The 21,716-nt window shown below is 62.1% G+C and carries 16 protein-coding genes; 7 read left to right on the forward strand and 9 right to left on the reverse strand.

What is annotated here, in order from left to right; all coding sequences use genetic code 11:
* Positions 1-315: 315 nt before the first annotated feature.
* Positions 316-3,879 carry a glycosyltransferase gene (locus tag QWI18_RS07960; protein WP_369318578.1) on the forward strand — a complete coding sequence of 1,188 codons (3,564 nt, stop codon included), beginning with the start codon at positions 316-318 and terminating at the stop codon, positions 3,877-3,879.
* A 27-nt stretch (positions 3,880-3,906) separates the two neighbouring features.
* On the opposite strand, the gene QWI18_RS07965 is transcribed toward QWI18_RS07960, so the two are convergent.
* Positions 3,907-4,923: an AraC family transcriptional regulator gene (locus tag QWI18_RS07965; protein WP_369318579.1), complete on the reverse strand. Its 1,017-nt coding sequence runs from the start codon at positions 4,921-4,923 to the stop codon at positions 3,907-3,909.
* Positions 4,924-5,111: 188 nt separating this feature from the next.
* Between QWI18_RS07965 and QWI18_RS07970 the strand changes: the two genes are divergently transcribed.
* Complete coding sequence (locus QWI18_RS07970; RefSeq protein ID WP_369318580.1) at positions 5,112-6,296, forward strand: acetyl-CoA C-acyltransferase family protein; 1,185 nt, start codon at positions 5,112-5,114, stop codon at positions 6,294-6,296.
* A gap of 12 nt (positions 6,297-6,308) precedes the next feature.
* A complete protein-coding gene (locus QWI18_RS07975; protein WP_369318581.1) occupies positions 6,309-7,160 on the forward strand; it encodes a 3-hydroxybutyryl-CoA dehydrogenase in 852 nt (283 codons plus the stop codon).
* 256 nt (positions 7,161-7,416) lie between these two features.
* Here QWI18_RS07975 and QWI18_RS07980 read toward each other — a convergent pair whose 3' ends face one another.
* The 6 genes from QWI18_RS07980 to gabT form a co-directional block, all read right to left on the reverse strand.
* Entirely contained in the window at positions 7,417-9,798 is a 2,382-nt protein-coding gene (locus QWI18_RS07980; RefSeq protein WP_192130001.1) for an RND family transporter, read from the reverse strand.
* A 26-nt stretch (positions 9,799-9,824) separates the two neighbouring features.
* Complete coding sequence (locus tag QWI18_RS07985; RefSeq protein ID WP_296311210.1) at positions 9,825-10,790, reverse strand: YCF48-related protein; 966 nt, start codon at positions 10,788-10,790, stop codon at positions 9,825-9,827.
* Positions 10,791-11,267: 477 nt separating this feature from the next.
* A complete protein-coding gene (locus QWI18_RS07990; protein ID WP_369318582.1) occupies positions 11,268-12,224 on the reverse strand; it encodes an omptin family outer membrane protease in 957 nt (318 codons plus the stop codon).
* Between the two features lie 177 nt (positions 12,225-12,401).
* On the reverse strand, positions 12,402-12,890 hold the full coding sequence (locus tag QWI18_RS07995) for an Lrp/AsnC family transcriptional regulator (protein WP_003174918.1): 489 nt from the start codon (positions 12,888-12,890) through the stop codon (positions 12,402-12,404).
* Positions 12,891-12,934: 44 nt separating this feature from the next.
* Positions 12,935-13,579, reverse strand: a complete 645-nt coding sequence (locus QWI18_RS08000; protein ID WP_065987331.1) for a 2-haloalkanoic acid dehalogenase — start codon at positions 13,577-13,579, stop codon at positions 12,935-12,937.
* A 61-nt stretch (positions 13,580-13,640) separates the two neighbouring features.
* Positions 13,641-14,945, reverse strand: a complete 1,305-nt coding sequence (gabT, locus tag QWI18_RS08005) for a 4-aminobutyrate--2-oxoglutarate transaminase (protein ID WP_192129998.1) — start codon at positions 14,943-14,945, stop codon at positions 13,641-13,643.
* Between the two features lie 215 nt (positions 14,946-15,160).
* On the opposite strand from gabT, the gene QWI18_RS08010 reads away from it, so the two are divergent.
* The 4 genes from QWI18_RS08010 (at position 15,161) to QWI18_RS08025 (ending at position 18,493) form a co-directional block, all read left to right on the forward strand.
* The gene (locus tag QWI18_RS08010; protein WP_369318583.1) at positions 15,161-16,087 is read left to right on the forward strand and encodes a 2-hydroxyacid dehydrogenase; all 927 of its coding nucleotides are present in this window, start codon (positions 15,161-15,163) and stop codon (positions 16,085-16,087) included.
* Between the two features lie 708 nt (positions 16,088-16,795).
* Positions 16,796-17,929 carry a colicin E3/pyocin S6 family cytotoxin gene (locus QWI18_RS08015; RefSeq protein WP_369318584.1) on the forward strand — a complete coding sequence of 378 codons (1,134 nt, stop codon included), beginning with the start codon at positions 16,796-16,798 and terminating at the stop codon, positions 17,927-17,929.
* 7 nt (positions 17,930-17,936) lie between these two features.
* A complete protein-coding gene (locus tag QWI18_RS08020) occupies positions 17,937-18,176 on the forward strand; it encodes a pyocin S6 family toxin immunity protein (protein ID WP_065987231.1) in 240 nt (79 codons plus the stop codon).
* A 59-nt stretch (positions 18,177-18,235) separates the two neighbouring features.
* Positions 18,236-18,493 carry a pyocin S6 family toxin immunity protein gene (locus QWI18_RS08025; protein WP_192129995.1) on the forward strand — a complete coding sequence of 86 codons (258 nt, stop codon included), beginning with the start codon at positions 18,236-18,238 and terminating at the stop codon, positions 18,491-18,493.
* Positions 18,494-19,127: 634 nt separating this feature from the next.
* On the opposite strand, the gene QWI18_RS08030 is transcribed toward QWI18_RS08025, so the two are convergent.
* Positions 19,128-20,210 carry a tartrate dehydrogenase gene (locus QWI18_RS08030; protein WP_369318585.1) on the reverse strand — a complete coding sequence of 361 codons (1,083 nt, stop codon included), beginning with the start codon at positions 20,208-20,210 and terminating at the stop codon, positions 19,128-19,130.
* A gap of 20 nt (positions 20,211-20,230) precedes the next feature.
* Positions 20,231-21,691 (reverse strand): NAD-dependent succinate-semialdehyde dehydrogenase, encoded by a 1,461-nt coding sequence (locus QWI18_RS08035; protein WP_296309987.1) that lies wholly within the window; start codon positions 21,689-21,691, stop codon positions 20,231-20,233.
* Positions 21,692-21,716 lie beyond the last annotated feature (25 nt).

A 21,716-nucleotide genomic window follows, 5' to 3' on the forward strand; every position in this document is an offset into this window, starting at 1 on the left:
TAACCGGCGTTAAGCAAAGACGCCTGTCTTTCGAGTATCGGCATGAATCCGACGATCATTAATCTACTCAAGCACGCTTTCCATCAGGCCTCAAGACCTATCACGCGAGCACAACTGGCCACCCCCACAGGGCCACTAATTGGCCAGTAACTTCGAGTTTCACGACGAAACCTGATGCCCATCCGTTGGCCGGGATATTGCTTCACCGGATGTTCATGCCCGAGGCGTCATTTTCATGACGGGTCGCTTGCGCCCCCCGTTCTCCTGTCAATGCGCCGATGTTCGAGGCACGTTTTTTAACTACCGGATACCCCCATGGATTCTCAACGACTGGTTAGCGTCGTCATCGCCGTCTGCCGCACCGAGTTTTTTGAAACCGCGCTGAGCAGCGTGATCGGACAGACCCACGATGCCATTGAAATCGTGATCTGCGACGACGCCACCGACGGTCTGGCAGAAACCGTGACGGATCTGTACCGGGCGTCGTGCCAGTGGCCGATTCGCTACCTGCGCAACGAATCTCCACTGGGCGCTGACGCCTGTTTCAACCGCGCCGTTGCCGACGCTTGCGGGCGGTACATCAAGTTCATGGCCGGTGACGCCGTGCTGGCGCCGGACTGCATTCAGCAGATGGTCGCGGCGCTGGAGGTCAATCCTCAGGCCTCACTGGTGGCGGCGCACCGCCAATGGTTGAACGCCGAGGGCGCGGCGCTGCAAGAGAATCTGGCGACCCGTTTTCGCGTCAGCGAGCCCACGGTATTCAACGGGCCTGACATCGTCGGGCTGCTGGGGGGGTTCACCTGCGATTTCATCGGTGAGTTGAGCGGCGTGCTGTGTCGCCGCGACGACCTGTTGGCGTTGGGCGCCGACCTGTTCGCCCTCAACGGCGAGTCCGTGGGTCCGCTGGGCAATCTGGCGCTGTACGCCACCTTATTGCACGACGCCGAACTGATCATGCTGCCCGCCACGCTGACGGGCACGCGCATCGCGCCGCAGCAGTTGACCCAGCAGGGCATCGAAATTGTTGGCACGGACAGCGATCATCTGCCCGCGTTTCACCGGCTGATCCGTGAAGCCGGGTGGGCCAGCACCTCGCTGGACAACGGCTGGGTCGGCGCCCGCCCGTTGTCGGCGACCCAGGGCTTTACCGATTTCAATCTGCTCGCGCAGTTGTCTGCGCCGTTGCCGCAACGGCTCAACCCGCAACAGGTCGAGGCCTGGCTCAGTCATCGCGTCCCGACGCCCGAACAGCAAACGCAGATCGACCGGCACCTGGCCGACGTCGGCGCGCCTTCGCTGTTGGTGGTGATCAAGGATTTTGCCAACGCCCCGGAGAAAGTTCAGCGCAGCCTCGACAGCCTCGACAGCCTCGCTTCCCACAGCGCCCTGCACCCGGCCATGAACGTGGTGGTGTTGACGGACGCGACCGTGCTCCCGACCCTCGCCCTCGGAGTTCGATTGAACACGGTGGCCATCGGCAACCTGAACACCGCCGCACTGCTCAACCAAGTGATTGAAACCCAGCGTTTCGACTGGCTGATCGTGATCGACGCCGGCACCCAATTCACGCCATTCGGCCTGACTGCCAGCGCGCTGAAGCTGCTCGAATCCCCGGACGCCCGCGCTGCTTTCGCCGACGAAATGCACCGGCGGCCTCGGGGTGGTCTGAGTTCGGCCATGCGCCCGGACTTCAACCTCGACTACCTGCTGAGCTACCCGCTGCTGACGGCGGGTCACTGGCTGTTCCGACGGGAGACGATTCTGGCCGTCGGCGGCTTCGACGAACGCTTCGCGGATGCTGCTGAATTCGACCTGATCTTGCGGTTGTATGAGCGTGAAGGCGCCGGGCAGATCATCCACATCAGCGAACCCCTGCTGGTCTGTGACCTGCCGGAAGCGGTGGACAATCCCGACGAAATCGAGACGCTGCAGCGCCATCTGCAGGTGCGCGGCTACCCCCAGGCGACCATCGAACACACCCTGCCCCGCCGCTACCACGTGCAGTACGGCCACAGCGATCAACCGTTGGTGTCGATCATCGTCCCGACCAAGGATCAGCTGCCGTTTTTGCAGCGTTGCGTCGAAACCCTGCTGCACATCACCCGCTACCTGAATTACGAACTGCTGATCGTCGATAACAACAGCGAGACCCCCGAAGCCCTTGAATGGCTGGCGCGCATCGACGCGTTGGGCTCGGCGCAGGTGCGCGTGCTGCGCTACCCGCATCCGTTCAACTATTCCCGCATCAATAACGTCGCTGCGGCCCAGGCCAAGGGCGAGTACTTGGTGCTGCTGAACAACGACACCGCCATCGTCCACAGCCGTTGGCTCGATGAACTGCTCAATCACGCGTTGCGCCCTGAGGTGGGCGTGGTCGGCGCCAAGCTGCTGTTCCCCAACGGACGCATGCAGCATGCCGGCGTGCGCTTGGGCATGGACGGGCCGGCCGGTCATCAGCACATCGGTGAGCCCGGTCACATTCAGGGCTACATGCAGCGCGTGCAGGTGGATCAGGATTTGAGCGCGGTGACGGCGGCGTGCCTGATGGTTCGCCGCTCGATCTACGAGGAGGTCGGCGGGCTGGATGAAGAGGCCTTCGTCGTGTCTTACAACGATGTCGATCTGTGCATGAAAGTCGGCGCCCGCGGCTACCTGAATGTCTGGACGCCCCATTCGGTGTTGATTCACGAGGGCAGCGTCAGCCAGACCCACGTCGACACCGCCACGCAGCAGGCCAAGCGCAAGCGCTTTGTCGGTGAGCAACTGGCGATGTACCGCAAATGGCTACCGACCCTGGCGAACGACCCCGCCTTCAACACCAATCTGTCGTTCGACCTGCAATCGGTCGAGCTCGAACTCAACATGCCGCTGGTCTGGCGGCCAATGGCCTGGCGCCGCGACCCGGTGGTGCTGGCCTACCCTGAAGGCCTTTGGGCCTCGCCCCACGAACGGGTGATCGCGCCGTTCGAGACGCTGCAAGCCGCCGGTGTGGTGGACGGCATGCTCAGCAGCCAGCCGCTGTCGATTCCTCAGGAAGGACGGCTCAAGCCGAAGGTCGTGGTGTTTCAGGCCCGGCTCGACGCCGACCACCTGCAAACCATCGCCCGCGCCCAGCTGCTGCCGGATGCCTTCGTCGTGCTCGACATCAATGACCTGCAACTGGGTTCCCGGACGCCGGGCGAAGACCCGTTCGCCTTCGATGCCGAGTGCGTTGACCTGCTGCAGAAGAGCCTCCATCAGGCTCATCGCGTCATCGCTTCGACCCAAGTGCTCGCTGATATTGCCGGGGAGTTTCACGCGGACGTTCGATTGCTGCCTTCGCGCCTGTCGCCGCAGATCTGGGGCAACCTCGTCTCGAGCCGTGGAGTGGGTGGCAAGCCGAGGGTCGGTCTGGTCAGTGATCGCTGGCAGCCACAGGATCTGCATATGATCCTTGCCGTGGTCGAGGCGCTGGCAGAAGAGGTGGAGTGGATCGTGCTGGGCGATGACCAGGGCGTGCTGCGCCGCCATGCCCATGAATCCCATGACCGGCCGCCCGCCGAGCATTACGCCACAGCCGTCGCCGGACTGAACCTCGACCTGGCCCTGCTTCCCGCCGTGGATAACCTGTTTGGCGCCTGCAAGAACAACATCACCCTGCTGCAACTCGGCGCCTGCGGTGTGCCGGTGATCTGCAGCGACGTTCGCGCCTACGCGGGGGATTTGCCGGTGACGCGGGTGCCCAACACGCTGGAGGCCTGGGTGAACCTGGTTCGCGCCCACACGATGGATCTGGCCAGCGCGGCGCTGCTGGGCGACGACTTACGCAAACAAGTGCTTCGCGACTGGATGTTCGACGACGCGGCTGCTCAGGCCTGGCGCGAGGCATGGTTGCCCTGAGACCAAAGGCGCCTCATCAGTCCTCAGTCATGGGTGATTGGCGGTGTGCTTTTTGCGGTAGCCGCCCGGACTCTCCCCCGTCCATTTCTTGAACGCCCGGTGAAACGCGCTGGGCTCCTGAAAACCCACCAAGGATGCGATCTCCACGACGCTCAGTTCGGTGTCGCGCAGCTTCTGCTGGGCGATGCCGCGGCGGACGTCGTCCTTGATCCCTTGAAACGCACAGCCCTCACGCTCCAGTCGACGGCGGAAGGTGGTGGCGCTGAGTTTCAGCTCATCGGCCATTTCCAGCAGCGTCGGCCAGTGCCCGTAATGGCTGTTGCGCAGGCGCTGATAGACCTGCGCCGCGAGCCCGCGCTGGTTGCGATAGCGAATGACCAGCCACTGCGGCGCGGTGCGCAAAAATGATTTGAGCGACGGCAACGACTGCACCACCGGCAGACGCAGATAGTGGCTGGAAAATTCGATCTCGGTGCGCGGCTCGCCAAAGCTCAGGTTGAACCCCCACAGCAGTGAGTCGTCGCTGAGGCGCTCACGGCGCTGGCGAAACTGCGCGCGGTCGATGCTGATGCGGCGCCCGCCGAGCCAGCACAACAGGCTGATCATCAGCAGCAGAAATGTCTCTTCACCGAAGCGCTGGCGGACCGGGTCGTCTGTCGTAGTGTCCACCGCGAGCACAGCCCGGGCGCCGCGAACGATGAGGCTGCCGCGAAAGTCGCGCAGGAACAGACCGAAATTGCTCAGGCACTGGCGCAGGGCCTTCTCCAGAGTGGGTGCCTGAATCAGCCCCCGGCAAATCAGGGCGAAGCTGCCCAAGGGCATGCCGTGGGAATCGAGGCCGAAAAACTCGTCGCCCAGTTCCTTGATCTGAATCAGCCACAACGCCGCGAACGCACTGGCCGACACCCGCGCCGTGGGGTCGTCGAGCAGTGCCATGTCGATGTCTGCTGCTTGCAACACGGACTGCAAGCGCAGCGGCTGGTCGCGCAGCCCGTGGACGATCAACTGGACGAAGTAGATCGACACTGAATCCTTTTCCCGCATGACCGCCTTTCCCTTTTTGAATGGTGCACCACGGATCAGGCGCTGATGGTAAAGAACGCCAGCCCATCTGGACAGTTTCGGCATAGGCCCGTCCCGAACGCCGATCTAGACTTGCCCGCAGTCAGCACCGGCCGAAACGCCGTTTTTGCGGTGCTGCCCCACAATTCCAATACCTGTCAGGAGTCCCCATGAGCACACCCGAAGTTTTCGTCGTCAGCGCACTGCGTACCGCCATCGGTGGATTCGGCGGCTCCCTCAAGGAGGTCTCACCCATCGAACTGGGCACCCAGGTCAGCCGCGCTGCGCTGGCCACGTCCGGGATCGCACCGGAACACATCGGCCATGTGGTCATGGGCCACGTGATCCCGACTGAAGTCCGCGACGCCTATCTTTCCCGCGTCATCGCCCTGGAAGCGGGCCTGACCAAAGAAACCCCTGCCATGAACGTCAACCGCCTGTGCGGTTCGGGCCTGCAGGCCATCGTGTCGGCGGCGCAATCGCTGATGCTCGGCGACGCCCAGGCCGTGCTGGCCGGTGGCGCCGAATCCATGAGCCGGGGTGCCTACATCATGCCCCAGGCCCGTTGGGGTGCGCGCATGGGTAACGTGCAGGCGTACGACTACATGCTCGGTGCGTTGCACGATCCGTTCGCCAATATCCACATGGGCATCACCGCCGAGAACATCGCCGAGCATTACGGCATCACCCGCGCCGACCAGGACGCTCTGGCGCTGACCAGCCAGCAGCGCGCCGCCCACGCCATCGCCGAGGGCCGTTTCGAAAGCCAGATCGTGCCGATCGAGATCGCCACGCGCAAAGGCACCGTGACCTTCGCCCAGGACGAGCACGTGCGCGGCGACGTGACGGCCGAGCAGCTGGAGAAGATGAAAACCGCGTTCAAGAAGGACGGCACCGTCACGGCCGGCAACGCCTCCGGCCTGAACGATGGCGCAGCGGCGCTGGTCATGGCCAGTGGCGACATGGTCCGCGAGCACGGTCTCAAGCCGATGGCGCGTCTGGTGGCCTATGCCCATGCAGGGGTTGATCCGTCGATGATGGGCCTGGGGCCAATTCCCGCCAGCCGCAAAGTGCTGGAACGTGCCGGCCTGACGGTGGCGGATCTGGACGTGATCGAATCCAACGAAGCCTTCGCCGCCCAGGCCTGCGCCGTTGCCCGTGAGCTAGGCTTTGATCCGGCCAAGGTCAACCCGAACGGCTCGGGCATTTCCCTCGGCCATCCGGTGGGCGCCACGGGCGCCATCATCGCCACCAAGGCGATCCACGAGCTGCACCGGATTCAGGGCCGCTACGCCCTGGTGACCATGTGCATCGGCGGCGGTCAGGGCATCGCCGTCATCTTCGAACGTGTGTAAGGAGGCTTGTCGATGAGCATGCAACACATCGCCGTGATCGGCGCCGGCACCATGGGCAACGGCATCGCGCAGGTGTGCGCGGTGGCGGGTTTCGACGTGACCCTGCTGGACATTTCCGACACCGCACTGGAGCGCGGCATGGCGACCGTGCGCAAGAATCTTGAACGGCAGGTGACCAAACAGACGGTGGCGGCCGATGTCGCCGAAGCGGCCCTGCGACGCATCAGCGTCACCACGGACTACGGCCAGTTGAATGGCGCGCAGCTGGTGATCGAAGCGGCCACCGAGAATCTGGAGCTGAAGCTGCGCCTGCTCAAGCAGATCGCCAGCCATGTCGACCGCGAGTGCGTGATTGCGTCGAATACGTCGTCGCTGTCGATCACGCAACTGGCGGCCAGCGTCGAGCACCCGGAGCGGTTCATCGGCCTGCACTTCTTCAACCCGGTGCCGATGATGAACCTGATCGAGGTCATTCGCGGTTTGCAGACGGCGGACACCACCCACATCGCGGCGATCAAGCTGGCCGAGCGGTTGAACAAGACCGCCATCACTGCCGGCAACCGGCCTGGGTTTGTGGTGAACCGGATTCTGGTGCCGATGATCAACGAGGCGATTCTGGTGCTGCAGGAAGGTCTGGCCACCGCCCAGGACATCGACGACGGCATGCGCCTGGGTTGCAACCAGCCCATCGGCCCGCTGGCGCTGGCTGACCTGATCGGGCTGGATACCTTGCTGGCGATTATTGAGGCGTTCCTCGAAGGCTTCAACGACAGCAAATACCGCCCTGCGCCGCTGCTCAAGGAAATGGTGGCGGCGGGGTATCTGGGCCGCAAGACCGGGCGTGGGTTTTTTGTTTATAACTGAGTGAACGCGGATGTAAGACAGCGTGCTTCTGGTAGGACTGGCTTTAGCCGGGAAAGCGTCGGTCGCCACACCGTAAATTTTGCGGTGACAACACCGACCTCTTCCCGGCTGAAGCCGGTCCTACTAGCACTGAAAGGGGACTGATTTATTTACAACGCTTCACCGTAAATTAATCTGTCCCCGATCCACAAATCTTGCGTGTGCAATACCGGCCTCCTCCCGGCAGAAGCCGTTCCTACCAGGGCACCGGGTGTGGTCAATGGGAAAACAACGAGTTCCCGACCTTGCCCGCCATCTTCTCCGGTCTGATCAGGAACCTGGCCAGCGCTGGCAACAGCCACAGGGCGCCGAACATGTTCCACAGCAGCATGAAGGTCAGCATCAGGCCCATGTCGGCCTGGAACTTGATGGCCGAGAAGATCCAGGTGCACACCCCGATCGCCAGGCACAGGCCGGTGAACAACACCGCCTTGCCCGTGGATTTAAGGGTCTGGTAATACGCTTCCTGCAACGGCAGCCCCGCCCGCAGGAAACTCTCCAGTCGGCTGTAGATGTAAATCCCGTAATCGACCCCGATCCCCACCCCGAGCGCCACCACCGGCAGCGTCGCGACTTTCACGCCGATGCCCATGAACGCCATCAGCGCGTTGCCCAGCACCGACGTCAGCACCAGCGGCAGGACGATGCACAGCGTCGCCGCCCATGAACGGAAGGTGATCATGCACATCACCGCCACGCACACGTACACAAGAATCAAAATGGTCAGCTCGGCCTGCTTGATGACCTCGTTGGTGGCCGCCTCGATCCCGGCGTTACCCGCCGCCAGCAGAAACTCCAGGCCATCCCTGTTGTTCTGTTGAGCAAACTCCTGCACTGCATGCACGGCCCGATCCAGAGTTTCGGCCTTGTGGTCATTGAGGAAAATCAGCAACGGCGCCAGGGAACAGGTGTTGTTGTACAAACCGTCAGCGCGGGAAATCGAGCTGTTGAGCACGTCCTTGTTGCGCGACAGCGACTCCCATTTCAAATTGCCCTCGTTCATCCCCTTGATGACCTGCTTGGACACGGTCACCAGCGAAATCGCCGATTGCACCCCCGGCGTGTTCTCCATCTTCCACGACAGCTCGTTCATGGCCGACAGCGTCTGATACGCCGAACACCCCTCGGGCGGCGTCTTGACCATCACCACCAGCACGTCGGAGCTGGTCGAGTAATTGTTGATGATGAAGCTGTTGTCCTGGTTGTAGCGCGAGTCTGGCCGCAGTTCCGGCGCGCCCTGATCGAGGTCGCCGATCTTCAGGTTATGGCCGTACCAGAGACCGCCGACCAGCGCGACAAGGGCCAATGTCACTGACACGCGGGCGACTTTCGGCGCGGCGAAGTTCGACAGCAGACGCCAGAACGGGTGCTCACGCACGGCATCCTCTTTACTGCGCACCACCGCTTTTTTGCTGATGCCAACGTAGGAAATCGCCACCGGCAGGAGGATCAAGTTGGTGAACACGATCACCGCCACGCCGATGGACGCGCCGATGGCCAGCTCGCGGATCACGCCGATGTCGATGATCAGCAACGTGATGAAGCCGACAGCGTCGGCAAGAATGGCGATCATCCCCGGCAGGAACAATTGGCGAAAGGTCCGGCGTGCTGCGGTAAGCGCACTGTCGGCATCGCTGGATTGCAGGGCGATGCCGTTGATCTTCTGCACGCCGTGGGAAATACCGATGGCGAAGATCAGAAAGGGCACCAGCATCGAGTAGGGATCAAGCCCGAAACCCACTACATGCATCAGGCCCAGCTGCCAGATCACCGCGATCAACGTGGTGCTCAACACCGCGATGGTGCTGCGGGCGCAGCGGGTGAACCACATCAGCAGGACCAGGGTGATCAGGAAGGCGATGCCGAAGAACATCACCACCATGATCAGCCCGTCGATCAGGTCGCCGACCTTCTTGGCGAAACCGACGATGTGAATCTCGACGTTGGGGTTCTGTGCTTCGTACTTGTCGCGAATCTTCTCTTCGAGCTGGTGGGAGAACTGACGGTAATCCAGCGGCAGCAGTTTGCTCTGGTCGTTGGGGTCCGGGTAGAACTCCTGCAGCGGCACATCGACGATGCTCGACTTGAAGTTGTTGGAGACCAGTCGCCCGACCTGCCCGGACTTGAGGACGTTATTGCGCAGCTTGTCGAGGCTCTGTTGCGAACCGTCGTAGCTCTGCGGAATGACCTCGCCGCCGGCAAAGCCCTCCTCCGTCACCTCGGTCCAGCGCACGCTGGGGCTCCACAACGACTTGAGCCCGGAGCGGTCGACGCCGGAAATGTAGAAGACCTCGTCGTTGATCTGCCGCAGAGTCTCCATGTAGTCCCTGGAGAAGATGTCGCCCTGCTTGGCCTCCACCGAGATACGCACGGTGTTGCCCAGGTTCGCGAGGTCGTTGCGGTGTTCCATCATGTTCTGAACGAACGGATGCCCCAGCGGGATCATTTTTTCGAAGCTGGTGGACGGGCGCACCAGCGTCGCTTGCCAGAACAGGAAGATGCTGACCAGCAGGCAGATGCCGATCACCGTCTTGCGGTTGTTGAAAATCAGCTGTTCCAGGCGCGTCGGCCTGTCGTGAGGGTGTTGAAGGTTGCTCATGGAGACGTGTCCTCGCCTGCTTGTTCTTATTGTTGAGCGCCGTCAGCGCCCGTTGGCGAGGTGACGCGAACGCCGCCCTGTCCCACCAGAACCAGATTGCCTTTGTCGTCCTCTGCTACGCCCGACAAGGAAAGCCGGTCCGGGCGATTGGCAACCGTGAAGCTTTGGCCATCGTCCGTACTGCGCATGACGCTGCCGCCGTTGCCCACCAGCACGATGGAGTGGTCGGGCATCAGCGAGGCATTGGCGATGCTGAACTCCAGCGGCCCGCGCTCACCCTGCAGCGGGACGGGCTCCCACGTGGTACCAAAATCGGTCGAACGAAACAGATTGCCGCGCAGGCCGTAAACCACGAGCGTGTTGGATTCAGCAGTGCCTACCGCGCCGAACAACGAGCCCTGGTAAGGGCCTTCAAGTTTCTCCCAGGTCTGGCCATCGTCCGGGGACCGAAACATGCTGCCCTGTTCACCGACCACGAACAGGCCCGCGGCCTTCACGTACGCAATGCCATTGAGGTGAAACTGGTCCTCGTTGTCCAGGCGGTCGCCGATGTCTTCCCAGTGCTGGCCGCCGTCGGTGGTTTCCAGCACCGCACCATAAGCACCGACGGCAATCCCGATGGTGAGGTCCTTGAACCAGACATCCAGCAGCGGTGCTTCGCGTTTGAGGTCTTCGAACTGTTTGGTCCAGGTGGCGCCGGCATCGCTGCTGGCGAGGATCTGCGCATCGTGGCCCACCGCCCAGCCGTGTTGCTCATCGACGAAATACACCGCCGTGAGCATCTGGCGCGTCGGCACTTTGGCCTGGGTCCAGGTTTTGCCCTGGTCGTCGGAATAGAGAATGTGGCCGCGATCCCCCACCGCCACCATGCGCTTGCCGGCATGGGTCACGTCCAGCAGCAGACTGCGGGAGGCTTTTGCGGATTCGAGGGCATAGACGGCGGAATCGCCAGCGCTAGCAGGGGCTTCAACGGGCGTGCTGTCAGCGGGCATGCCATTGGCGGGCGTGCCATTGGCGGGCGTGCCATCAGCGGCCAGGGCTGCGCCGCAGAAGATCGGAGAGATAAGGAGCGACAGAGCCGCATGGAGAGGCAGGCTCTTGAAAAGCGTCCGGGCGCTGGAATGGCCCCGAATGACCGCAAACCGAGTGCGCCGAATGACGGGCTCACGCATGGAGCTACCCCTTCCTTTATTTTTATTAGGTTCTTCTGGAGGCCATTTGAACCGCGCGGGCGCTCTAGCCTGCACGCGACGCTGGCTTACCGAAGCGAGCCCATCCTAGTCAGCTTTGGAAACGTATGACAATCGACATGACGTTATCTTTTGTTAAGCCACGGAGCCCTGATTGGCGCGTTATCACTGGGACTGATTGAGCTCACCTACTGCGCGTGGCGTAGCTGAGCCGTGGCCCCTCAATTCAGGCGTAAACCGTGCCGGGGATCTCGGCGCCAGCACGGTGTGGGGCATGGCTCAGAAGGCGTAGGTGAGCGCCAGGGTGGACATCGTCGTCCTGGCGGACTGACTCCCCGCGTCGCCCGCGATACGGAAGCGATCGCCGCTGTGAGTGTCCTTGATCAGCGTGCTGCCTTTCGCCTCGGCGTATACCTGATGATCCACACCCGCCCGTAACGAAAGCTGCGGACTCACGCGGTAACTGAGCGCAACCGCGAGGCTTTGCATACGGCCGTTGTTGCCATAATCGCCGTCATAGGTGACGCCGCTGACATGATGGCGGTCGTGATCTCGCGCCCGGACCCACTGGCTGTATTTGAACTTGCCTTCCAGCGTCCAGTTGCGGAACTGGTAGAGACCGACCAGCCCCAGGTAAGGCGTGTCGTAGGTCTGCTGATAGGAACTGCCTTTCTCCCCCGCCGGGAATTCACCCGACTCATCCCGAAACCCATCCTCTGAAGAGTAGGTATACCGCCCGCCTCTCGCCTGCCAGCCGAACTGGCTGCGCTGATAACCGAGCATCACGCCGAGGGCGAGAGCATCACGCTTGAGCGCCCAGGCGGTGGCGGCGAAATCGGCCTGCCAGGCTTTGCTGACCTGAGTGTCCGGGTGATCGGAGTAGTCACTCCAGCCGGCGTTCTCGTCATCCCAATCATAATCCTTCAGATGCCCGTCACCCTTCGCCACCCGCGTCCAGCCGTTCAGATCGAAGGATAGCCAGTTCACCGGCTGGTACTTCAAGCCCAGATGCAGCGTCGGTACCTGCTTCATGCTCCAGTTCAACTGGCTGAGCTTGCGACCGTTATCAGCGTCGTACACCTTTTCCCGCGCCTGACCATTCAGCAGACCGACACCCAGGCTCACCCCAATCGCCCCCAACTGAAACTGCTCCTCGCGGGTTGTCTGCGACTCGGCCAACGCCTCGGTTCCGAACGCAGCCAGCCCCAGCCACAACAGCGTATTCCTGCCCTTCATCACCCACTCCGCATTCTTCTTATTGGGAATTTTGTCCAGCGCCGCACGCCGCTGGACAAGGAGCGAAAGGATGAAGCGCCGCGAAGGAAATCTCTGCCGGGCGGTTCTGAAGGAACTGCGTGAAAGCTAAACGTTGGCGTTGGGAAATTGCCTACAAAACGGTTGAAGGTCTGTTTATTAGTGACGCAACAACTTGCGCAACGGCACCCCATCCTTCAGCACCGGCGACTTGATGACGATGTAGCTGAAGTACTTCGAAATCCCGATGTTTTTGTCGAGCAGGCTTTCCACCACTTCCTGGTAGTGCTGGATGCTGCGGGTCATGAAGCGCACCAAGTAGTCGTACCCGCCGCTGATCAGGTGGCATTCTAGGACTTCGTCGACCAGGCGGATGTTGGATTCGAACTTGGCGAAGTCTTCGCGCTTGTGGTCGCTGAGGGTGATTTCGGTGAAGACGGTGACCGAGTCGGTGATCTTGGCCAGGTTCAGATGCGCTTTGTAGCTGGAGATATAACCCGCCGATTCCAGCCGCTTGACCCGTTGCAGGCACGGGCTGGCGGACAGGCCGACGGCATCGGCGAGGCTGACATTGGTCATCCGGCCGTCCTTTTGCAGTTCGACCAGGATGCTGATGTCGATCCGATCCAGTTTCACGAGCCCTTCCATCACGTACCTCTTGACTGCCGTTGTAAGACAATCTTCTAGCAAAATCAGCGCCGTAAAGACAGCTGATGCTGCGCCACCAGGTCGGCCATGCTGTTGATGCAGTACTCCGCCGCGCAGGGGGAAGGCTGACGTGCCCGGTGGCGGCCGATCAGGCAGCGGTCCAACGCGGCGTAAGGGTCGACCGATGGCCGGGTTACGTGCAGGACCGGTTGCACCTGATCACCCTGATCCGTGAGCCATTGCGGACCTTCGGCCAGGGAAATGAAATCTTCCGGTGCAATTCCCAGCCGTTCACAGAGCACGCCGCGATCCTCGGCATCGCGGTCGCCGCGCACCAGCAATCGATAGAATTTGCGCAGGTACAGCATCGCCCCGGGCGCGTCTTCGAACAGCGACCAGTTACCCGCCGAACGGGCGAAGCTCATGCCCTCCTCCCAACTGGCGTGCAGGCCCCACTTTTCCGCCAGTTGGCGATGGGCGAAACACAGCATGCCGCTGAAGCCCAGCTCGGCGAAGCGCGGATACAGGCTGGCGACGACCGCGTTGAATTCGGCCAGCACTTCGTCCCTGGCCGGTTGCCCGCCGCGGCTGTCGAGCAGCGGTTGCAGCGCTGCCCAGACGCCGGAATCGCGATCCACCAGCACTTCATCGCAATCGATCAGCAACGCTCTGTATTCAGTCAGCCCCAATTCTGTCAGCCCCATGTGGATCGAACCTCCTGGATGCATCTGGCCCGTTGCGGGCAAAGCGTCACTTCACATTCGAGTTCAAGACCCGTGCCAAGGCGGCGTCGAGGATCTGCACGGCTTCGTCGACCTGGGCTTCTGTCGTCACCAACGGCGCGAGGAAGCGCAGCACGTTGCGGTAAACGCCGCATTTGATGACCAGCAAGCCACCGGCGCGGGCTTCGTCGATCACCCGTGAATTGAGGTCGGCATCCGGAGTACGCGCCGCGTCATCCTTGATCAGTTCGATCGCCAGCATGAAACCGGTGCCGCGCACGTCGCCGATGCGCGGGTAACGCGCCTGCAGACCGATCAGGCCCCGGCGCAGGCGTTCGCCCAGGAGTTGGCTGCGCGCCAGCAGGTGTTCTTCCTCAAACGCATCGATCACCGCCAGCCCCGCCGCGCACGCCAGGGCGTTGCCGCCGTAGGTACCGCCGAGGCCGCCGGGCAGCGGCGCGTCCATGATGTGCGCCTTGCCGACCACGCCGGACAACGGCAAGCCACCGGCGAGGCTTTTGGCGACGGTGACCAGATCAGGCTGGATGCCAGCGTGCTGGTAGCCGAACCAGGTGCCGGTACGGCCAAAGCCGGTCTGGATTTCGTCGAGGATCAACACGATGCCATGCTTGTCGGCCAACGCGCGCAGGGCCTGGAGAAACTCCGGCGGCGCGGTGAGGAAACCGCCGTCGCCCTGCACCGGTTCGATCAGAATCGCAGCCACTCGGTCCGGTGCCACTTGGGTGGCGAGCAATTCATTCAGCGCGGTGATTGCGTCAACACTGCTGACACCGCGATACGCGTTCGGGTACGGCGTGTGGAACACCTCCGGCGCAAACGGCCCGAAGTTCTGTTTGTAGGGTTGGCTCATGCCGGTGAGCGTGGTGCCGAGCAAGGTGCGTCCATGGAAGCCGCCACGGAAGGCGATGACTGCCGAACGGTTGGTGTGGGCACGGGCGATCTTCACGGCGTTCTCCACCGCTTCAGCGCCGGAGGTGAAGAACGCGGCCTTGTAGGCTTCCTTTCCGCCGATCATTTCACAGAGGCGCTGCGCCAGGTCGAGGTAAGGCGTGTAGGCCGCCACCTGAAAGCAGGCGTGGGAGACTTTCTGCAGTTGCGCCTGCACGGCGGCGACCACTTTCGGGTGGTTATGGCCGATGTTGAGCACGCCGATGCCGCCGACGAAATCCAGGTAGCGCTTGCCGTCCACGTCCCACAATTCGGTGCCCTGGGCGCGGTCGATCACCAGCGGGTGCGCAGTGACCAGACCACGGGGCACGAATTGCTCGCGCTGACGGAGCAAATGAGGGGTTTCGTCGACTTTGCTGTTCATGGCATTTCCCATCGTGAGTCGGGCAACCCGGAGGCGGTTGCGATGCTGATCAGGTTACGGCGTGCGGGCAACGCACTTAGCCGAACTTGGCCCGTGAGAAATTCGGATCGACTGTTTTGGCCCCGCCTTTCAACAGATCCTGCGCCGGGCTTGGAGGATGATGTGGGCTAGCTCCCTACCCCTTCCCTTCAGCCTCCCTTTAGCAGGAGAAGCCCATGGCCTTGCTCTACAAAGCCGACCCCGCGCGCGCGCCACACTGGCAGAGACTCTTCGCCGAACATGCACCGGACATCGAATGGCGCGCCTGGCCGGACATCGGCAATCCCGAAGAGGTCGAGTACCTGGCGGCCTGGCAGGCGCCGGATGACCTGACGCAGTTGCTGCCGAATCTGAAGGTGCTGTTCGCGCTGTCGGCCGGGGTTGATCAGCTGGATCTGTCGCGCTTGCCGGCGGATCTGCCGGTGGTACGGCTGCTGGATCCGGGCATCACGCGGGGGATGTGTGAATACGCGACGTGGGCGGTGTTGAGTCTGCATCGGGATATGCTGCGGTATCGCGAGCAGCAGGCGGCACGCTGTTGGCAGGCCCATCTGTTGCAACCGGCGGAGAAACGGCGCGTGGGGGTGATGGGGTTGGGCACCCAGGCGCAGCAGATTCTGGCGACGCTGGCGCCGTTCGGGTTTGCCTTGTCGGGTTGGGCGCGCAGTGTCCATGAGATTGAGGGGGTGGACTGTTTTGCGGGTCAGGCGCAGTTGTCGGCGTTTCTGGGGCAGTGCGATATTTTGCTGTGCGTACTGCCGTTGACGGAGCAGACGGAGGGGATTCTGGACCGGAACCTGTTTGCGTTGCTGCCACGGGGCGCAGGGCTGATCAATATGGGGCGCGGCGGGCATCTTGTTGAGGAGGATTTGCTGGAGGCGCTGGAGAGTGTGCAGTTGGGGGGCGCTGTGCTGGATGTGGTGCAGGTGGAGCCGGCGGCGGCTGATCATCCGTTTTGGGAGCATCCGCAGGTGGTGTTAACGCCGCATGTGGCGGCGATGACGCAGCCGGCGAGTGCGTTTGGGGTGTTGCTGGAGAACATTCGGCGGTTTGAGCGGGGGGAGCGGATGGTCGGTGAGATTGATCGAAATCGGGGCTATTGAGTCCCGTTTTTAGATCACAAGCCAGGTCAAGATCACAAGCGTCTGCCTAGGGGCAGACCGTTTCGCCTTCGGCGAGTTACTTGGAAAAGCACCCCAAGTAACCAAGGGTGCCTGCTCTCGGTTTGGCCCGACTTCGTCGGGTTCCCTCACTTCGACGACGCTCCGTGGGCCCGCGCCGAACGGACATCCATGTCCGCAACGGCGCTCTCGCCGCATCCATGCGGCTCGGCCCACTGCGCGTCGTCTACGTTCGGCCTGCACCAAAGTCGCGATTGGTGTCGTCTGGGCTATTTGCGTATGAAGATCAAAAGCAGATCAAAAGCAGATCAAGGGCTTCCCGGCTAAAGCCGGTCCTACAGGGATCGCCGCCGGTCCCACTCACGCTTATAGGGGACTGATTTATTTACAACGCTTCACCGTAAATTAATCTGTCCCCGGTCCGTTAGTGTGGCACCTGACGTCTTCCCGGCTAAAGCCGGTCCCACTGACACAGCGCATGCTTTTAGTGGGAACGGCTTTAGCCGGGAAGACGCCATTCCAGTCGCCAACAATTATGTGATGTTCAACACGACACCTTCTCTGGGAAAGCTAGCACCACTCACAGCGGAAACTGTCCGCCCCGCAACATCCCGTAACCCCCACGCCGTTGACCCCCGTCGACCCGACCGCATCCTCCGCCGCCTCAAATTGGCAGGCATCAACAAGGTCATGTTCAAGGGCGACAAAAAAGATCCCTTTGGGGACGACTCGATTTTCAAAGGGCTTCCCAACGGAGGTGCGTCGTGGGCCGCATGGAACTCGCCTCCCGAACCCGTGCGGGTGCCCACTCCGATGCCAGAGCGCTGGCCGGCCCCGAAGGAGCGCACCGACAACGTCTTCGCCAAATCCTGTACCGGGGAATGGTGCAGCACTGACGCCGGCACTGAGGTAGAGCCCGCCTCCAACTTCGGCGCGATCATGATGGCGGGCGCCATGCTCCTGCCCTCCGCCTCCGACGCTATTGCCGCCGCACTCGGCGCAGACATGGGACTGGGCCGCATGGCCGGCGGCGGCATCATGCAACGCAGCCACACGTGGCTGCTTCGCGGCGCAGGCGGCCCGGCGAGTTTGTTCATCGTCGGCATGCTCCCGGCGAAGATGGGTGACGGCACGCTGTACACCGACGACGAATTGCGCAAACTGACCCAGGCGACAACGCGGGTGCGCTTCCAGCTGCGTCGTGATGCAGAAGGCGAGTTGCAGATCTACGGCATCCATTCCAAAGCATCCGGCGACGACTCGGTCCGCACCGTGCAAGCCCGCTGGAACGCCGACAAAAGCGCGATGGAAGCCCATCTCGACGGCATCACCATCCTCATGACGCCCCGCCGGGGCCGACACGGGACGCTGGAACCGCTGGTCTACCCTGAAAACAGCGACGCGCGCTTAGGCACCATCCTCGTCCACCCGATCCCCGACGACACCGACAGCCAGCTCGAAGGACTCCCAGGCGACGACATCACTGCTGAAGACTGCATCCTCGTCTTCCCCGCTGACTCGGGGCTGAGGTCGATGTATGTGGTCTATGCGCGGCCGTTTAATGGGGATCATGGGTATCATCCGCCTCCGCTGGACCTCCCAGGCTTTCCAGACGCCAAAAAAGCAGACAGTAAAACAATGGTCCAGGGTGGTGGAGCGAAGCGACGACGCTGGAAAGATCCCAAAGGCCGAATATTTGAGTGGGATAGTCAGCACGGGACTGTCGAAATGTATGACAAACAAGGCAAGCACCTGGGGGAGTTTGATCCTCAGACCGGCGAGCGAACCAAGCCGGCCAAGCCCGGCCGTAAAATTGAAAAGTGAGAGTTCTATGTTCCTCTATATATTTGGATTTTTGCTCGACAGCACCGAAGACGACTCGCTGAAATTTGAAATGAAGATAGATCCGTCGTTGAATGACGAAATCGTAGCGCGGCTCGGCCATGCAAGCCTAAACGCGATGGCGGAAGGTGACTGGCCGCTGACAAACGAGCAGGTCACAATGCTGTCTTCAATCACGGGACGCCAACTTCCGACCGATCTGAAGCTCCTGATAGGCGTCGTAGCGTGAGCACAGCACGGGGCCAACCACCCTCTGGATAACTTAAATGATTGGTGAAGTCACCTCATATGGCATTCATGCTGATACAGGGCTTTTACCCTGAGCCGGACCCGGACAACTCGCTTCAGTACGAGAAGGTGGTACCGCAAGCACTCGAAACAAACGTGCTTGCCGCGATGGGCTGGACGACAAAATCAGACGTACCCCCGGGCATAACAGAGCTTAGCCAGGAGCAAGCAGTGATGGTGCTCAAAGCGTTAGATGAGCGAAAAAAGGCGCAATTGATTTACTGCATTGCGCTTTACAGAAATGAACCTGCCAGTTAGGCACTCAATGCGGGATTAATTTACGGTGCAGCGTTGTAAATAAATCAGTCCCCCTTAAGCCAGTCCCCCTTAAGCCCACGCCAGGTCAAGATCTAAGGCGTCTGCCTAGGGGCAGACTGTTTCGCCTTCGGCGAGTTACTTGGAAAAGCACCCCAAGTAACCAAGGGTGCCTGCTCCTGGTTTGGCCCGACTTCGTCGGGTTCCCTCACTCCGACGACCCTCCGTGGGCCCGCGCCGAACGGACATCCATGTCCTGACGGCGCTCTCGCCGCATCCATGCGGCTCGGCCCACTGCGCGTCGTCTACGTTCGGCCTGCACCAAAGTCGCGATTGGTGTCGTCTGGGCTATTTGCGTATGAAGATCAAAAGCAGATCAAAAGCAGATCAAGGGCTTCCCGGCTAAAGCCGGTCCTACTGAGATCAAAACCTGTAATCGGTGAGCCAGACACATGCAGATCGTTCCCACGCTCCGCGTGGTAATGCAGCCCCAGACGCTCTGCGTCCCTGTGGGACCGGCTTTAGCCGGGAAGAGGCCCGCGCAATCGATATTAATTTCTCGGTGTGGCATCCGACGCCTTCCCGGCTAAAGTTGGTCCCACAAACGTCAACAGCCAGTCCTGCAGAAACCCCGGCCCTAAACCAATCTCCCGGCAATCGCCGCCCCTACGTCTTGCGTCGACCCCTTGCCGCCCAGGTCCGGGGTGATCGGGCCTTGCGCAATCACGTCTTCAATCGCCTGCAAGATACCGTCATGGGCCGCGCGGTAGCGGTCGTCGCCGTTGCCGAGGAAGTCGAGCATCAGCGCGCCGGACCAGATCATCGCGATGGGGTTGGCGATGTTTTGCCCGTAGATGTCCGGCGCGGAGCCATGCACCGGTTCGAACAACGAGGGGAAGCGCCGTTCCGGGTCAAGGTTGGCCGAGGGGGCGATGCCGATGGTGCCGGCGCACGCCGGGCCGAGGTCGGACAGGATGTCGCCGAACAGGTTCGACGCCACGACCACGTCAAATCGGTCCGGCTGCAGCACGAACCTCGCACACAGGATGTCGATGTGCTGCTTGTCCCAACTCACTTCGGGGTAGTTCGCTGCCATCAGTGCCGTGCGTTCGTCCCAGTACGGCATGCTGATGGAGATGCCGTTGGATTTGGTCGCGGCCGTCAGCTTTTTACGCGGGCGGGTCTGGGCGAGTTCGAAGGCGAATTTGAGGATGCGGTCGACGCCACGGCGGGTGAATACCGATTCCTGCAGCACGAACTCGTGTTCGGTGCCTTCGAACATCTTGCCGCCCACCGAGGAATATTCGCCCTCGGTGTTTTCCCGGATCACCACGAAGTCGATGTCCCCCGGTTTGCGGCCGGCCAGCGGACAGGGCACACCGGGGAACAGGCGCACCGGGCGGATGTTCACGTATTGGTCGAAGTCACGGCGAAACTTGAGCAGCGAACCCCACAGGGAAATGTGGTCCGGCACCTTGTCGGGCCAGCCGACGGCGCCGAAGTAGATCGCGTCATAGCCCTTGAGCTGCTCGAACCAGTCGTCGGGCATCATCTTCCCGTGGGCGAGGAAGTAGTCGCAGTGGGCCCAGTCGAGCACGTCGATGCTCAGGTTCAGTTCCCATTTCCTGGCCGCCTGTTCCAGGACCCGCAGCCCTTCCGGCAGGACTTCCTTGCCGATGCCGTCGCCCGCCATCGCGGCGATTCTGAATGCCTTGCTCATGGTGCGCCCCTCGGGATGAATCAGTTCAAGCCGCCGATGTGGAAGGCTTTGACTTCAAGGTACTCGTCCAGGCCGTACTTGCTGCCCTCGCGGCCGAGGCCCGATTGTTTGATGCCGCCGAAGGGCGCGACTTCCATCGAGATGATCCCGGTGTTGAGCCCGACCATGCCGAATTCCAGCGCCTCGCCGAAGCGCCACGAGCGTTTCAGGTCCTGGGTGAAATAGTAGGCGCCCAAACCGAACGGGGTGGCATTGGCCAGGGCCAGCGCTTCGGCTTCATCAGTAAAGCGCATCAACGGCGCCACCGGGCCGAAGGTTTCCTCATTGGCCAGCAGCATGTCGGCGTGGGCGTCAGCCAGAACCGTGGGTTGCACGAACTGGCTGTCGCCCGTGGGAATCCCGCCGCAGAGCAGTCTGGCGCCCTGACTCAAGGCATCGTCGATGTGCCGGGCCACCTTGGCGACCGCCGCCGGGTTGATCAGCGGGCCGATGGTCACCCCCTCTTCCAGGCCGTTGCCGACCTTAAGTTTGCCCACCTCTTCCACCAACCGCGCGGCGAAACGGTCGTAGATGCCCGCCTGCACCAGGATGCGGTTGGCGCACACACAGGTTTGCCCGGCGTTGCGAAACTTGCTGATCATCACACCGGCCACGGCCTGTTCCAGGTCGGCGTCGTCGAATACCACAAATGGCGCGTTGCCGCCCAGTTCCAGGCTCAGGCGCTTGATGTGCTCGGCGCTCTGGCGCATCAGCAGGCGCCCGACGGCGGTGGAGCCGGTGAAGGAAATCTTGCGCACCGCCGGGTTACCGGTAAGTTCTTCGCCGATGCCGGCGGGCAATCCGGTGATGACATTGAACACGCCGGCCGGAATACCGACGCGCTCGGCCAGCACCGCCAGGGCGAGGGCCGACAGCGGCGTGAGGTCCGACGGTTTGACGATGATCGGGCAGCCGGCGGCCAGGGCCGGCGCGCATTTGCGGGTGATCATCGCGTTGGGGAAATTCCATGGGGTAATCGCGGCGCAGACGCCCACGGGTTGCTTGAGGGTCAGCAGGCGGCGGTCGCCAGTGGGGGCCGGCATGGTTTCGCCGTAGACCCGGCGCGCTTCCTCGGCGAACCATTTGACGAAGCCGGCGCCATAGCGGATTTCGCCCTTGGCCTCGTTCAGCGGCTTGCCCTGCTCGCAGGTCATGATCAGCGCGAGGTCATCGAGGTTGTCGATCATCGCCTGAAACCAGCGTTCCAGCAGCGCCGCACGTTCTGCCGCCGGGCGCGCGCGCCATGCGGGCCAGGCACGTTCGGCGGCGTCGATGGCGCGGCGCGTGTCGACCGCGTCCATGGCCGGCACCTGGCCCAGAAGATCGCCGGTGGCGGGGTCGCGGACGTCGAGGGTGGCGCCGCTGTCGGCGGCGATCCACTCACCGTTCACGTAGGCGCGTTCAGCCAGCAGGCCGGGGTCTTGCAAGCGATTCTTGAGCATGGTCGAGTCCTGATCCGAGACAGAT

Origin of the sequence: Pseudomonas sp. W2Oct36 (genome assembly GCF_041060465.1) — a bacterium.
Taxonomy (GTDB): domain Bacteria; phylum Pseudomonadota; class Gammaproteobacteria; order Pseudomonadales; family Pseudomonadaceae; genus Aquipseudomonas; species Aquipseudomonas graminis_B.